The organism is Methylobacterium sp. SyP6R (assembly GCF_019216885.1).
Classification (GTDB): Bacteria; Pseudomonadota; Alphaproteobacteria; order Rhizobiales; family Beijerinckiaceae; genus Methylobacterium.
In genome coordinates, this window is sequence record NZ_JAAQRC020000002.1 from 400,516 (window position 1) to 413,701 (window position 13,186).

15 protein-coding genes are annotated in these 13,186 nt (G+C 70.2%); 12 read left to right on the forward strand and 3 right to left on the reverse strand.

All coding sequences use genetic code 11. From position 1 onward, the window contains the following. Nucleotides 1-67: 67 nt before the first annotated feature. The 10 genes from flaF (at nucleotide 68) to HBB12_RS31200 (ending at nucleotide 6,345) form a co-directional block, all read left to right on the forward strand. Complete coding sequence (gene flaF / locus HBB12_RS31155) at nucleotides 68-415, forward strand: flagellar biosynthesis regulator FlaF (RefSeq protein ID WP_236992971.1); 348 nt, start codon at nucleotides 68-70, stop codon at nucleotides 413-415. 8 nt (nucleotides 416-423) lie between these two features. Beyond that, the gene (flbT, locus tag HBB12_RS31160; RefSeq protein WP_236993513.1) at nucleotides 424-963 is read left to right on the forward strand and encodes a flagellar biosynthesis repressor FlbT; all 540 of its coding nucleotides are present in this window, start codon (nucleotides 424-426) and stop codon (nucleotides 961-963) included. Then, nucleotides 964-1,383, forward strand: coding sequence for a flagellar hook assembly protein FlgD (gene flgD / locus HBB12_RS31165; RefSeq protein ID WP_236992972.1), 420 nt, complete (start codon nucleotides 964-966; stop codon nucleotides 1,381-1,383). Between the two features lie 42 nt (nucleotides 1,384-1,425). Beyond that, the gene (locus tag HBB12_RS31170; RefSeq protein ID WP_236992973.1) at nucleotides 1,426-1,692 is read left to right on the forward strand and encodes a flagellar biosynthetic protein FliQ; all 267 of its coding nucleotides are present in this window, start codon (nucleotides 1,426-1,428) and stop codon (nucleotides 1,690-1,692) included. A 72-nt stretch (nucleotides 1,693-1,764) separates the two neighbouring features. After that, nucleotides 1,765-3,852, forward strand: coding sequence for a flagellar biosynthesis protein FlhA (gene flhA / locus HBB12_RS31175; RefSeq protein WP_236992974.1), 2,088 nt, complete (start codon nucleotides 1,765-1,767; stop codon nucleotides 3,850-3,852). Then, nucleotides 3,849-4,604, forward strand: coding sequence for a flagellar biosynthesis protein FliR (gene fliR, locus HBB12_RS31180; protein ID WP_236992975.1), 756 nt, complete (start codon nucleotides 3,849-3,851; stop codon nucleotides 4,602-4,604). The genes flhA and fliR overlap by 4 nt, the downstream gene beginning before the upstream one ends. Beyond that, nucleotides 4,604-5,032 carry a hypothetical protein gene (locus tag HBB12_RS31185; RefSeq protein ID WP_236992976.1) on the forward strand — a complete coding sequence of 143 codons (429 nt, stop codon included), beginning with the start codon at nucleotides 4,604-4,606 and terminating at the stop codon, nucleotides 5,030-5,032. Before fliR ends, HBB12_RS31185 begins: the two co-directional genes overlap by 1 nt. Before the next feature lie 52 nt (nucleotides 5,033-5,084). After that, the gene (locus HBB12_RS31190; RefSeq protein WP_236992977.1) at nucleotides 5,085-5,558 is read left to right on the forward strand and encodes a rod-binding protein; all 474 of its coding nucleotides are present in this window, start codon (nucleotides 5,085-5,087) and stop codon (nucleotides 5,556-5,558) included. Nucleotides 5,559-5,563: 5 nt separating this feature from the next. Beyond that, nucleotides 5,564-5,899 (forward strand): flagellar protein FlgN, encoded by a 336-nt coding sequence (locus tag HBB12_RS31195; RefSeq protein ID WP_236992978.1) that lies wholly within the window; start codon nucleotides 5,564-5,566, stop codon nucleotides 5,897-5,899. Continuing rightward, nucleotides 5,896-6,345 (forward strand): hypothetical protein, encoded by a 450-nt coding sequence (locus tag HBB12_RS31200; RefSeq protein WP_236992979.1) that lies wholly within the window; start codon nucleotides 5,896-5,898, stop codon nucleotides 6,343-6,345. The genes HBB12_RS31195 and HBB12_RS31200 overlap by 4 nt, the downstream gene beginning before the upstream one ends. Nucleotides 6,346-6,848: 503 nt before the next feature. Here the strand turns inward: HBB12_RS31200 and HBB12_RS31205 are convergent. Together HBB12_RS31205 and HBB12_RS31210 are read right to left on the reverse strand one after the other, a co-directional pair. Next, nucleotides 6,849-8,312, reverse strand: a complete 1,464-nt coding sequence (locus tag HBB12_RS31205; protein ID WP_442919385.1) for a DegQ family serine endoprotease — start codon at nucleotides 8,310-8,312, stop codon at nucleotides 6,849-6,851. Nucleotides 8,313-8,350: 38 nt separating this feature from the next. Continuing rightward, nucleotides 8,351-9,607 carry a glycosyltransferase gene (locus HBB12_RS31210; protein WP_236992981.1) on the reverse strand — a complete coding sequence of 419 codons (1,257 nt, stop codon included), beginning with the start codon at nucleotides 9,605-9,607 and terminating at the stop codon, nucleotides 8,351-8,353. A gap of 129 nt (nucleotides 9,608-9,736) precedes the next feature. Between HBB12_RS31210 and HBB12_RS31215 the strand changes: the two genes are divergently transcribed. Both HBB12_RS31215 and HBB12_RS31220 read left to right on the forward strand, forming a co-directional pair. Further along, nucleotides 9,737-9,913 (forward strand): hypothetical protein, encoded by a 177-nt coding sequence (locus HBB12_RS31215; RefSeq protein WP_236992982.1) that lies wholly within the window; start codon nucleotides 9,737-9,739, stop codon nucleotides 9,911-9,913. A 213-nt stretch (nucleotides 9,914-10,126) separates the two neighbouring features. Further along, on the forward strand, nucleotides 10,127-11,392 hold the full coding sequence (locus HBB12_RS31220; protein WP_236992983.1) for a GGDEF domain-containing protein: 1,266 nt from the start codon (nucleotides 10,127-10,129) through the stop codon (nucleotides 11,390-11,392). A gap of 40 nt (nucleotides 11,393-11,432) precedes the next feature. Here the strand turns inward: HBB12_RS31220 and HBB12_RS31225 are convergent, their stop codons facing one another. Beyond that, nucleotides 11,433-13,106: an acyl-CoA dehydrogenase family protein gene (locus tag HBB12_RS31225; RefSeq protein WP_236992984.1), complete on the reverse strand. Its 1,674-nt coding sequence runs from the start codon at nucleotides 13,104-13,106 to the stop codon at nucleotides 11,433-11,435. Between the last annotated feature and the right edge of the window lie 80 nt (nucleotides 13,107-13,186).

Genomic DNA, 13,186 nt, shown 5'->3' on the forward strand with positions numbered 1-13,186 from the left:
CCCGCGCGACGTCATCCCCGCGACCCCATCCAGACGCGTAGACACAGACCGACGAGGCATCGGCTCGATGTACCGCTTTTCCTATTCCGAGATCCTGGAGGACGCCCCGGAGGTCGGCCGCGAGCGCGAGCGCGCCGCCTTCGACCGGGCGCTCGCCCAGCTGCGCGACGTCGAGGCCCGGGGCCTCGCCGGGCCGGAGCGGACCGCCGCGGTCGGCTTCGTGCAGGACCTGTGGAACGTCCTGATCGCCGACCTCCTGGGGCCCGAGAACGCCCTGCCGCCGGCGCTTCGCGACGACCTCGTATCGATCGGCGCCTGGACCATGCAGGAGGTCGGCGAGGTCCTGCGCTCGCCCGAGCGCAGCCTTTCCGCCTTGATCGAGGTGAACACCTCGATCCGCGACGGCCTGAGGTGAGCCGCACCATGCGCCTGTCGCTGCGAGCCGGGGAACGGATCTACATCAACGGCGCCGTTTTGCGGGTCGACCGCAAGGTGGCGATCGAACTCATGAACGATGCAACCTTCCTGCTCGAGAGCCACGTGCTCCAGGCGGAGGACGCGACGACGCCCCTGCGTCAGCTCTACTTCGCCGCCCAGACCATGCTGATCGATCCCGCCCAGGCGGCATCGGCGCGGGTCCTCTACGACGGCCTGCGCGACGGCCTGCTGGCGACGACCGGCGAGGCGGTCCTGCGCGACGGGCTCGCCGCCGCCCACGCCCTGATCGAGGGCGGCCGGCTGTTCGAGGCGCTGAAGCTGATCCGCGGGCTCTATCCCCTCGAGGCCGCCCTGATGAAGGCCGGGGACGCGCCCGCCGTTCCGGCGCCGGCTCCGGCCCTGACCGCGCTCGCCCGCCGCACCCGCAGCCCCGAGCGGCCCCGCGAGCGTACGGCCGTGCGGCCGCCTGCCACGAACCGCCGCTCCGCCCATGCCGCTCTGCCCGCCCGCGACCCGGAGGCCTGAATGACCGTCGACAGCACCACCAGCGCCACCGCCGCCGCGGGGACCTCCGCGACCGCCGCCGCCGCCAAGGCCGGCAGCTCCTTCGCCGCCTCGATGAACTCGGACACCTTCCTGACGCTGCTGATGGCGCAGCTGAAGAACCAGGATCCGACGAAGCCGATGGACTCGACCGCCTATGTCGGCCAGCTCGCCACCTTCTCGCAGGTCGAGCAGGCGACGAAGACCAACACCAAGCTCGATTCGCTGCTCGCCTCGAGCTTCCTCGACCAGGCCGACACGGTGATCGGCCGCACCCTGACCTCGGCCGACGGCACCCAGACCGGCACCGTCCAGTCGGTGCGGGTGACGAGCGACGGGGCGCTGGCGCGCCTGACCAGCGGCCAGGACGTGCTGCTGACCTCCGGCGTCACCATCCAGTAAGGTGCGCCATCCGGCGACGTGCCGGGCGCTTCGGAGACACCCATGAACGAGGTCGACGCCCTCGAACTCGTCCGCGCCGCGATCTGGACCGTGATCGTCGCCGCGGGCCCCGCGGTCGGCGCCGCGATGCTGGTCGGCATCGCGGTGGCCCTGCTGCAGGCGCTCACCCAGATCCAGGAGGTCACCCTGACCTTCGTGCCGAAGATCGTGGTGATCCTGCTCGTTCTGCTGGTCACCGGCACCTTCATCGGCGGCCAGATCAACGCCTTCGCGGAGGCCGCCTACGGGCGGATCGCGACGGGATTCTGAATGCCCAACCCCCGCGCAAGCTAGCCGTGGCACACCCACCTGCGAAAACCCTTCGCGGAGGATGGTGGGATCATGGCGGTGGGCGCGGCTCCGGCAATCGAGCGCAAGTCGCGGCGGGATTTCGGCTTCGCGGCCGGCATCGTGGCGATCCTGGCGGTGCTGTTCCTGCCGGTCCCGGCATTGCTCATCGATGTCGGGCTCGCCTTCTCGATCGCCCTGTCGGTGCTGATCCTGATGGTGGCGCTCTGGATCCAGAAGCCGCTCGAATTCTCGGCCTTCCCGACCGTGCTGCTGATCGCCACGCTCTTGCGGCTGGCGCTGGGCATCGCGACGACCCGGCTGATCCTGGCCAACGGCCAGAAGGGCGTGGACGCCGCCGGCCACGTCATCCAGGGCTTCTCGCAGTTCGTGATGAGCGGCGACTTCGTGATCGGGATCGTGGTGTTCCTGATCCTGATCACCGTCAACTTCCTGGTCATCACCAAGGGCGCGACCCGCATCGCGGAGGTGGGCGCCCGCTTCACCCTCGACGCGATTCCCGGCAAGCAGATGGCGATCGACGCCGATCTCAATGCCGGGCTGATCGACGACAAGGAGGCGCAGCGCCGGCGCCGGGAACTGGAGGAGGAGAGCGCCTTCTTCGGCTCGATGGACGGCGCCTCGAAGTTCGTCCGCGGCGAGGCGGTGGCCTCGCTCATCATCATCGCGGTCAACGTCTTCGGCGGCATCATCATCGGGACGACGCGGCACGGCCTGCCGCTCGGCACCGCCGCCGACATCTTCACCAAGCTCTCGGTCGGCGACGGCCTGGTCTCGCAGATCCCGGCGCTCATCGTCTCGCTGGCCGCCGGCCTGCTGGTCTCGAAGGGCGGCACACGGGGCACCGCCGAACAGGCGGTAATCGGCCAGCTCGGCGCCTATCCGCGCGCGCTGCTGGTGGCGGCCGCGATGATGGGCATGTTCGCGCTCGTGCCCGGCCTGCCCTTCCTGCCCTTCATGGCGCTGAGCGGGCTCCTGTTCTTCATCGCCCGTACCATCCCGCGCCGGCTCCAGGCGAAGGCGGCGGCGACGGAGGCCAAGGCCAAGGCCGAGGAGGCGATGAAGCAGGCCGAGACCAAGGAGAAGGACTCGGTCAAGGAATCGCTCAAGACCCCGGAGATCGAGCTCAGCCTCGGCCGCCAGGTCGGCTCGCAGATCCAGGCCTCGCAAGGAGAGCTCGGCCACCGGGTCGCCAAGATGCGGCGCAAGTTCGCCCGGCAGTACGGCTTCGTGGTGCCGGACATCAAGGTCGCGGACAACCTCGCCTTGCCGCCGAAGAGCTACCAGATCCTGATCCACGGCACCGTGGCGGCGAGCCAGGAGCTGCGCCCCGGCGAGATGCTGGTGGTGGTCGGCGACGGGCCGAAGCCCGACGTGCCGAGCGACGAGGTGCGCGAGCCCGCCTTCGGCCTGAAGGCCTTGTGGGTGATGGATTCCTACGCCGCGGAGGTGCGCCGCGGCGGCTTCGAGCCGATCGACGGCGCCTCGGTGCTGCTCACCCACCTCTCCGAGGTGATCCGCAACAACCTGCCGCAATTCCTGTCCTACAAGGACATGCGTGCGCTCCTCGACCGGCTCGACCCCGAATACAAGCGCCTGCTCGACGAAATCTGCCCGTCGCAGATCTCCTACTCCGGCCTCCAGGCGGTGCTGAAGCTGCTGCTGGCCGAGCGGGTCTCGATCCGCAACCTGCACCTGATCCTGGAGGCGATCGCCGAGATCACCCCGCATGCGCGCCGGGCCGAGCAGATCGCCGAGCACGTGCGGATGCGCATGGCGCAGCAGATCTGCGGCGACCTCGCCGAGAACGGCGTGCTCAGCGTGCTGCGGCTGGGGGCGAGCTGGGACCTGTCGTTCCACCAGAGCCTGAAGCGCGACGCCAAGGGCGAGGTGGTGGAGTTCGACATCGACCCGCGCCTCGTCGAGCAATTCGGCACCGAGGCCTCGGAGGCGATCCGCTCGCGGATGAAGGAGGTGCACGGCTTCGCCCTCGTCACCGCGCCCGACGCCCGGCCCTACGTGCGGATGATCATCGAGCGGATCTTTCCGACCCTGCCGGTGCTCTCGCATCTCGAGATCGCGCGGGGCGTCGAGATCAAGTCGCTGGGCACGGTCTCGTGACCAAGATCGGGCCGGACAGCTTCCTCGCCGTCTTCCTGATCTTCTGCCGGGTCGGCGGCTGTCTCCTCGTCGTCCCGGGTTTTTCGAGTCCGCGGGTGCCCCAGCAGGTCCGGCTCCTCATCGCCGGGGCCGTCTCGCTCGCCATCGCCCCGTTGATCGTGCCGCAATTCGAGCCGCGGCTCGCCGGGCAGCTGCCGGTGCAGACCCTGGCCTGGATCGCCAGCGAGACCCTGACCGGGCTGATGATCGGCTTCCTCGGCCGGATCTTCATCCTGGTGCTGGAGACGGTGATGAACGCCGCCTCGACCATGGTCGGCTTCGGCGGCATGCCAGGCTCGCCGGTCGAAGGCATCGATCCGGTGCCGGCGGTGGAGGGGCTGATCCTCCTCACCGCGGCCGCGATCATCTTCGCCGCCGACCTGCACTGGGAGCTGTTTCGCGGCCTCGTCGAATCCTATTCCCGCATCCCGCCCGGCGAGGGGCTCGGCAGCCAGCTGATCCTCACCCGCATCGTCGACCAGGTCACCGCCGCCTTCATGCTGGGCCTGCGCATCGTCGCGCCGTTCATCCTCTACGCCATCATGGTCAACCTGGCGGCGGGCTTCGTCAACAAGCTCACGCCGACGATCCCGGTCTACTTCGTCGCCACGCCGTTCGTGATGTTCGGCGGCCTTCTCATGCTCTACTACCTCGCGGGCGAGTTCATGACGCAGTTCCTCCGCGGCTACGCGGCCTGGCTGGTGCGCGGCTGATGGCGTCGGGCACCGGCGACCGGCTGAAGCGCGCCAGGCGCCTCGTCACCGTGCAGGAGCAGATGCGCCGCGCGGCCGAGATCGAGCTCGCCGCCACCCGCGAGCGCGCGGCCGAGATCGAGGCCGACCGGTCGCGGCTGCTCGCGGCGCTCGCCTCCTCCGATCACGGCCCGATGCTGCTGGAGGCCACGGCCAGGCGCCTGCGCGGGCTCGCCGCGCAGGCGACCGCGCTGGAGGCGGAGGCCGCCGCGCAGAGGGAAGCCGTACGCGAGCGGGGCCTCGCCCAGAAGCGCGCCGAATCCCTGGCCGAGCGCCGGGCCGACGATCACCGCCGCGAGGCGGACAAGCGCGACGACCTCGAACGGCTCGACGGGCAGGTGGCGCGGCTCGCGGCCCGCTCGGGCCGTCCCGACGCAAGCCTCCCGTAAGCCAGGGCCGTTAAGATCCTGTTGACGTAACCGATCCTGATTCGAGCCGCCGATGAGCATCTCACCGCCCTCCGACATCGTGCTCGACGTGGCCCGGGCGGCCGATCCGCAGCGCTTCCAGGAGGCCGCCGCCAAGCTGTCGCAGCCCGGCGGCGCCGGCGCCACCGCCTTCGCCGATGCGGCGCGCGATGCCGGCCTCTCGACCCACATGCCGCTCGATGCCCGCGGCTCTCTCCTCAACCTGCAGAACCAGACCGCGCTCACCGGCGCCGGCAGCGACCCCTACAAGAAGTTCGAGGGGCTGGTGATGCAGCAATTCGTCGAGGCGATGATGCCGGAGAAGTCCGAGACCGTGTACGGCAAGGGCAATGCCGGCGGCATCTGGAAGTCGATGCTGGCCGAGCAGATCGGCACCCAGATCGCCAAGGCCGGCGGCATCGGCATCGCCAAGATGCTGAACGCCGCTCATCCGGCTGCCCCCGCCGCGCCGGCGGTGGATGCCGCCAATCCCGCGGCCAAGGTGTGACCGTCATGCTGCTCGCCTGCATCAAGCGGCTCGAAACCGTGATCGAGGAGGAGACCGAGGCGCTGGAGGCGCGAGGGGCGGCCGATCTCGACGGCCTCAACCGCCGCAAGAGCCAGGGACTCCTCGAACTCACCCGCCTCACCCGCGGCCTCGACCCCACCGGCCTCGACGCCACCACGGCGATCCACCTCGCGCGCCTGCGCGACAAGCTCGCCCGCAACCAGCAGGTCGTCGCCCTGCACCTGCGGGCGATGGAGGAGATCGACGACACCGTGACCCAGGCGGCGCTCGCCGCCGAGTCGGATGGGACCTATAGTGCGCGGACGAGCCTCCGGTCATGAAGATCCTGATCACCGGGCTGTGGATCTGCGCCGTCACCATCGCCTCCTGCTACGGTGCGGTGACCTTCGGCGGCGGCATCTTCTCGGGCAAGAAGACCGAGCCCTATCTCGAAGGCCTGCAATACCAGAAGCTCGCGCCGATCAACATCCCGATGATCGCCGACGGCAAGGTGCAGGGCTACGTCATCGCCGTGCTGGTCTTCACCGCCGACGCCAAGCTGATGCACACCCTGCCGGTGCCGCCCAACGCCTTCGTGGTCGATGAAGCCTTCCGCCAGATCTATGCCGACCCGGCGCTCGATTTTCGCAAACTGGCGAAATACGACATCACCAAGCGGCTGGCCGAGGTGCGGGCGAAGGTGAACGAGCGCCTGGGCGGCGACGTCGTCAAGGACGTGCTGGTGGACGAGATCAATTTCGTCGCGAAGCGGGAAGTACGGTCGTAAGCTTGCCGAGGCAGAAAACCCCCGGCAGAATGACCGCATCGTTTCCACCCGCACAGGGTCGTCCCGGGGCCGCGCAGCGTAGGCCCGGGATCCAGAGCCGCGGATGGGTCAGGATAAGGCGGAAGACGAGCGAATCCGCCATTGGTTGAGAGCCTGCTTGAGTGAGATTTTATTCTCGACATTTAAGACAAGCGGGATGTTCCTATCCCCTTACCTCATCCTGAGGTGCGACTGAAAGGAGCCTCGAAGGAGGGCTCCAGATAGCGCCGAGACTTCTGGAGCCCTCCTTCGAGGTCAGTCGATCTGCGATCGACCAACACCTCAGGATGAGGTGAGTGGGTAGGATGAACAATCCGCCAATCGGTCGAAGCAGGTTCTGACGCACCTGAGTCCCTGGATTCCGGGCTCCGCTTTCGCGGCCCCGGGATGACATCGAGGGTGTCATGGAGACGGGCGCCACGCCTCGTCGAGCTGAAGGCGCCGCAGCACCCGCCTCCCGCCCCCTACCCCCCGAACACCGACGTCAGCTGCTGCCCACCCCGGTTGATCGTCACCTCCCACATCGAGGCAGAGGTGCGGGTCATGCGCTCCAGGTCCTTCGTCGAGGTCACGGGCGCCCCGTTCACCGCCACCACGAGGTCGCCCTTCTGAAGGCCGGCCCGGTTGGCGAGGCTGCCGCCCTCGACCTCGGCGATGATGACGCCGTCTCCTTGCGCCTGCGTCGGCAGGTCGAGCTGCAGGTCCTCGACCACGGCCGGCGACAGGTTGACCGCGGTGGCGCCGAGGAACGGCGAGCGGGTCTTCACCTTCAGGGTGTCGCGCGGGCGGGTCTCAGGCGCGGGGCCCAAGCGCACCGGCACCGTCGTGCGGCTGGAGCCGCGCAGCACCGTGAGCTTGGTCTCGCCCTTGATGCCCTTGAGCGCGAAGCGGTAGCCGAAGGCTTCCGGGTCGTCGACCGTCTGGCCGTCCACCGCCAGGATCACGTCGCCGCGCTTCAGGCCCGCCTCCTCGGCCGGGCTCTTCGCCTGCATCGAGGCCACCAGCACCCCGGTCGGATGGTCGAGGCCGACGCTGTCGGCGATGTCCGGCGTCACGTGCTGGAGCCGGGCGCCGAGCCAGGGCCGGCGCACCGTCTTGGCGCCGCCCTTCGCCGTCTCGACCACCGCCTTGACCATGCTGGCGGGGATGGCGAAGCCGATGCCGTGGCTGCCGCCCGATTGCGAGTAGATCGCCGTGTTGATGCCGACGAGGCCGCCGTTGAGATCGACCAGCGCGCCGCCGGAATTGCCCGGGTTGATCGCCGCATCGGTCTGGATGAAGAACTGGTAATCGGCCGAACCGACCTGGGTGCGGGCGAGCGCCGAGACGATGCCTTGCGTCACCGTCTGGCCGACGCCGAACGGGTTGCCGATAGCGATCACGAAGTCGCCGACCTGCAGGTGCTCGGAATCGCCGATCTCCATCGGCGTCAGGCCGCCGCTCGGGCTCTTGATCTTCAGGATGGCGAGGTCGGTGCGGGGGTCGCGCAGCAGGATCTGCGCCTCGAACTCGCGCCGGTCGTTCAGCGCCACCTTGACCTCGTTCATGTTCTCGATGACGTGGTTGTTGGTGACGATCAGCCCCGAGGCGTCGACGATGACGCCGGAGCCGAGGGACCGCTGGGCCCGCTCCTGCGGCAGGTTGGGCGCCGCATCGCCGAAGAAGCGGCGCAGGAACTCGTCCATGGCGCCGCGATTGGCGGCGCGCTTCTCGACATGGGTGCCGTAGACGTTAACCACGCTCGGCGCCGCGCGCTTGACCAGCGGCGCGAAGGAGAGCTGCACCTGCGCCTTCGAGTCCGGCACGGCCCGGTTATCCGTCAGGGCGCGGAACGGCGGCACCGACTCGGCCTGTGCGGCCGCCGGTCGGGCGACCCCGAGGAGGAGCGCGGCGAGCAGCAGGGAGGTCGTCGGGCGGTGCATCGGCATTCGGCTCCGAAAGTTCGGGTTTGACGCTGGATGCTCTCTCACATGACAGCACTGCGCTGAAAAGATGGCGCCTCGGCCGTGCCCGTCATCCCGGCATAGAGGTCGCACAGAGCGTCCGCATGGGCGGCGAGGGTCATCGGGGCGGACCAGGCGCGGGCATGCGCGGCCGCGCCGAGGCGGCGCACGAGCGCGTCGTCCGTCAACCGGCCGAAGGCTCCGCTGAGCGAAGCGAGGTCGGGCGCGGTGACGAAGCCGGTCTCCCCGTCCCGGATCTTTTCCGCCGCGCCGGCCCGGTCGGAGGCGACGGCCGGGATGCCGGCGGCGAGCGCCTCGTAGACCGTCAGCGGCCCGGTCTCGAGCCAGCGCGACGGCGCCGCCACGGCGCGGGCTCGGGCGCGCAGCAGCGCCTCGACCTCCGCCGGGGCGCGCCAGCCGACTACTTCGGCCCCCGGGACGGCGCGCAATTCGTCGGCGAGCGGTCCGTCGCCGATGAAAAGCGACGGCAGCCCCGCCCGGTGGGCTCCCTGCGCCACGAGGTCGGCGCCCTTCTCGCGGGTGAAGCGGCCGACAAAGGCGATCGCGTCATTGGCGGCCGGATCGGCCGGGGCGGCGCGCTCGACCCGGACCGGATTGTCGATGCGGTGGTGGCGCACGGGCGCGCCCCGCATCATCGTCTCGATCCGGGTGCGGCTGCCGTCGGAGACGTGGACGAGGTCGATCGGGCGACGGTCGAAACCGCGGGTGATCGCTGCCCATTGCGCGACGTAACGCGCCACCCGCACCGCCTTGTGCGCCCGCGATTGCGGATCGCACGATGCCGCGAGGCAGCCAGGCGAGACCGGGCGCAGGGTGCAGGGCTCGGCCGTGTCGAAGCGGTAATAGACGCCGTTCGGGCAGGCGAGGAAGTAATCGTGCAGCGTGATCGCCACCGGCAGGCCGCTGCGAGCGAGCACGGGAAAGATCGCCGGCGAGAGCGAGCGGGTCCATTGGTGCAGGTGCAGCACGTCGGGCCTCACCGGCAGGGCCGCCAGGGCCGCGTCCAGACGCCGCGCCGCCTCGCGATTCCAGATCCCCTCGATCGCGCCGCGCCAGGCCGGCCGCTCCCACACGTCGGTGAGGCCCAAACCCACCCGGCGGATGCCCGGATGATCGAGCATCGGGTCGGCCGGCCCGTCGGCGCCGTGGATCAGCGTGACCGCGACGCCGCGTTCGGCAAGCCCGCGGGCGGATTCGAGCGCGACCTTCTCGGCGCCGCCCTTCGGCGTCGCGAAATTCGTCAGGATGCCGACATGCATCGGAAGGGTCCTCTCACCCGCGGCACCCTAGCCCGGGAGGCGCCACCGTCCGGTTAAGCGCGCCACGGACGAAACACCCCCGGTCCCCGCGCGTTAGCCGGGCAGACTGCTCCGACCGAGGAGACCACCATGAGCGACACCAAGACCCCGAACCAGGACCAGCCCGGCTTCCGCCGCGACAGCGCGTCGCCGGACGACAAGGCCCGGCCCGAGAATCAGCAGAGCAAGCTCAGCGAACGGCTCGACGAGGGACTGGAGGAGACGTTTCCCTCGAGCGATCCGGTCTCGGTGAAGATCACGAAGTAGGCGGCAGGCGCGCCGGTCCGTCGGCGACGAGACCGGCGCGCCTCCCCGCTCCTGCACGGGACAGGCGATCCCGATGAAATCATTCATACTTCTGGTTTCATCAGCCGATCGCCGGCTTGCCGCGGAAGTGCCCGGCCCCTAAATCCGCGCGCGGCGCGGCCTGACCTGGGGAACGACGATGTCGGGGCGACGCGGGAGAGCCGCCCCATCCGCATGATCCGTCCGCCAAACCGATCCGCCTGGCCCGCGGCCGCGCTCCTCCTGTTCGCGACCGCGCCCGCCCTGGCCCAGTCCAGCTTCGCCCGCGGCACCGCCCTCGACTGGCCCGCCGTGCTGAGCGGCGCCTTCCTCGGCTTCCTGCTCCTGCCGATCGCCTACAACGCAGCCTTCTTCGTCATCCTGCGCGAGCGGTTCCTGCTCTGGGACACCGCCCGCATCCTGACGCTCGTCGCCCTCACGCTCTGCCTGTCGTCGCTGCCGCTCGGTCCGCTCCTGGAAGCGGAGAGCGTTGCCCGGCAGGTCGCGATCAACGTCCTGTTCGACGGGGTGATCGCCCTGATGGGGCCGTTCCTCGGCACGCTGCTCGAACCCGGCACGCTGCCGGCGGGCTTCCGCAAGGCTCTCGTCCGGCTGCCCGTCGCGGTGGCGCTCACGACGCCCGCGATGCTCCTCGACCCCTGCCCGCCCGCCTACCGGGCCTTTCGCGATGTCGTCCTGGTGGCGATCCTGGTGCTGTATTGTACGGCTTTGGGCCTGGCGCTCGCCCGCGGCAGCCGCGCGGCGCGGTTCCAGTCGGCGGCCTCGCTCTGCGTGCTGTCGGTCTGCGCGGTCAGCCTCTACCACGACATCGTGCTCGGGCGTCCGTTCGGCCTCTTCCTCTACGTCCTGTTCGGCGCCATCGCGCTGGAGATGCTGCTGAATGCCGCCAGCGTCGGCGACCGGTTCATGCGCCTGAAGCGCGAGCGCGACCAGGCGCAGGCCCGGGCCGACACCCTCGACCTCGTCGCCCATACCGATCCGCTGACGGGCCTGCCGAACCGCCGCGGCCTGGAGCGGCATTTCGCTCAGGCGCGGCCGCGCGCGGTCGCGATCCTCGACATCGACCATTTCAAGCGGATCAACGACACGTTCGGCCACGACCAGGGCGACGCGGTCATCGTCGCGGTGGCACGGGCACTCGCCGCAGGCCCGGCCTTCGCGGGCCGGCTCGGCGGCGAGGAATTCGCGCTCCTCCTCTCCGACGAGGCCGCGCTCTCCACCGTCGAGGCCCTGCGGCGGACGATTCCCGTACGGGCGGCGGCACAGGTGCCGATCGTCGCCGGCCCGGTCACGGCGAGCGCCGGGGTCGCGCGGGTGACCGAGGCCATGAGCTACGCCGAGGCCCTGAAGGCCGCCGACCTCGAACTCTACGCCGCCAAGGCCGCCGGCCGGAACTGCTCGGTCGCCGACCGCGCCGTCTACCGGGCGCGGGCGGCGTGACGGGATCGGGAGCCTCCCTGAGCGAGGCTCCCGATCCCCCTTACTGCACTTCGAGCAGGCGGCGGGCGATGACCTGGGCCTGGATCTCGGCCGCGCCCTCGAAGATCGACAGGATGCGGGCGTCGCAGAGCAGGCGGCTCACCGGGTATTCGAGGGCGAAGCCGTTGCCGCCGTGGATCTGGAGGGCGTTGTCGGCGGCCGCCCAGGCGACGCGGGCGCCCAGCAGCTTCGCCATGCCGGCCTCGAGGTCGCAGCGCTTGCCCTCGTCCTTCTGGTGCGCGGCGAAGTAGGTGAGCTGGCGGGCGATGGCGATCTCCACCGCCATCATGGCGAGCTTGTCGGCGACCCGCGGGAACGAGACCAGCGGCTTGCCGAACTGCACCCGCTCCTCGGCGTAGCGCAGGCCGACATCGAGCGCCGACTGGGCGACGCCGATGGCGCGGGCCGCGGTCTGGATGCGGGCCGATTCGAAGGTCTGCATCAGCTGGGCGAAGCCCTTGCCCTCGACGCCGCCGAGCAGGTTGCCTTCGGGAACCGTGAACCCGTCGAAGGCGAGCTCGTACTCCTTCATGCCGCGATAGCCGAGCACCTCGATCTCGCCGCCCGACAGGCCCTCGACCGGGAAGGGGTTCTCGTCGGTGCCGCGGGGCTTCTCGCCGAGCAGCAGCGACAGGCCCTTGTGGCCCGGCTCCTCGGGCTTGGTGCGCACCAGCACGGTCATCAGGTCGGCGCGGACCGGGTGGGTGATCCAGGTCTTGTTGCCGTGGATCCGCCAGGTGTCGCCGTCCTTCACCGCCTTGGTGCGCAGCGAGGCCAGGTCGGAGCCGGTATTGGGCTCGGTGAAGACCGCGGTCGGCAGGATCTCGCCCGAGGCGATCCTGGGCAGGAAGCGCTGCTTCTGCTCCTCGGTGCCGCCGCCCAGGATCAGCTCGGCGGCGATCTCCGAGCGGGTGCCGAGCGAGCCGACGCCGATATAGGCCCGCGACAATTCCTCCGAGACCACGCACATCGAGATCTTCGGCAGGCCCATGCCGCCGTATTCCTCCGGGATGGTCAGCCCGAACACGCCGAGCTCGGCCATCTGGCCGATGATCTCGAGCGGGATATAGGCGTTCTCGAGGTGCCATTCATGGGCGTGGGGCGCGACCTCGGCCTGGCCGAAGCGGCGCATCTCGGTGCGGATCGCCTCCATGTCCTCGTCGAGGCCGCTCTCGCCGACGGTGGCGCCCGAGCCCTCGCGGATCAGCCGCACCAGGGCGGCGCGGTTCTCGGCGGTGTTGCCCTCCGCGATCAGGGTCTCGACGGCGTCCGAGCGGTGGCGTGCGACCTCCTGGGCCTTGAGGCCGAGCGACGAGGTCGGGCGCACCATCTCGCCCTGGCTCATCGGGATGCCGGTGAAGAGCTGTTCCAGGTATTCGCCCAGCCCGATGCGCACCAGCAGCGTCTCGGTCTCGCCGAGGCGGCCCTGCTCGGCGAGGCGCGCCGCATAGGCGCCGAGCTGGCTGATCGCCTCGGCATAGGTCGAGAGCCAGGCGAGCCCATGGGCGGCGTGCTGCTCGGTCTCCAGGCGCTCGGGCGAGAGCCGGCCGTCGGGGCCGACGAGGCCGGCGCGCACGCGCCTCGTGGCGTCCGCGGCGAGCGCCTTCGCGGCGAGGCCGGCTTCCTGCGCCAGGGTGACGAGATCGGTCGGGGCGGGGGCGGCCTGGGCGGACATCGGGCAGGTCTCCGGTGATTTTGCTGCGGCGCATACAAATAGCGGCGAATCGCCGGTCTGTAGAGGGCCTGGGCTGCCGC

Bases quoted from the DNA above. Each gene is read 5' to 3' on its own strand.
- HBB12_RS31220 (WP_236992983.1), top strand. From the start codon at position 10,127: ATGATCCGTCCGCCAAACCGATCCGCCTGGCCCGCGGCCGCGCTCCTC.
- flhA (WP_236992974.1), top strand. From the start codon at position 1,765: ATGGCGGTGGGCGCGGCTCCGGCAATCGAGCGCAAGTCGCGGCGGGAT.
- HBB12_RS31215 (WP_236992982.1), top strand. From the start codon at position 9,737: ATGAGCGACACCAAGACCCCGAACCAGGACCAGCCCGGCTTCCGCCGC.
- flaF (WP_236992971.1), top strand. From the start codon at position 68: ATGTACCGCTTTTCCTATTCCGAGATCCTGGAGGACGCCCCGGAGGTC.
- HBB12_RS31190 (WP_236992977.1), top strand. From the start codon at position 5,085: ATGAGCATCTCACCGCCCTCCGACATCGTGCTCGACGTGGCCCGGGCG.
- flgD (WP_236992972.1), top strand. From the start codon at position 964: ATGACCGTCGACAGCACCACCAGCGCCACCGCCGCCGCGGGGACCTCC.
- HBB12_RS31210 (WP_236992981.1), bottom strand. From the start codon at position 9,607: ATGCATGTCGGCATCCTGACGAATTTCGCGACGCCGAAGGGCGGCGCC.
- HBB12_RS31225 (WP_236992984.1), bottom strand. From the start codon at position 13,106: ATGTCCGCCCAGGCCGCCCCCGCCCCGACCGATCTCGTCACCCTGGCG.
- HBB12_RS31200 (WP_236992979.1), top strand. From the start codon at position 5,896: ATGAAGATCCTGATCACCGGGCTGTGGATCTGCGCCGTCACCATCGCC.
- HBB12_RS31170 (WP_236992973.1), top strand. From the start codon at position 1,426: ATGAACGAGGTCGACGCCCTCGAACTCGTCCGCGCCGCGATCTGGACC.
- flbT (WP_236993513.1), top strand. From the start codon at position 424: ATGCGCCTGTCGCTGCGAGCCGGGGAACGGATCTACATCAACGGCGCC.
- HBB12_RS31205 (WP_442919385.1), bottom strand. From the start codon at position 8,312: ATGCCGATGCACCGCCCGACGACCTCCCTGCTGCTCGCCGCGCTCCTC.
- HBB12_RS31185 (WP_236992976.1), top strand. From the start codon at position 4,604: ATGGCGTCGGGCACCGGCGACCGGCTGAAGCGCGCCAGGCGCCTCGTC.
- HBB12_RS31195 (WP_236992978.1), top strand. From the start codon at position 5,564: ATGCTGCTCGCCTGCATCAAGCGGCTCGAAACCGTGATCGAGGAGGAG.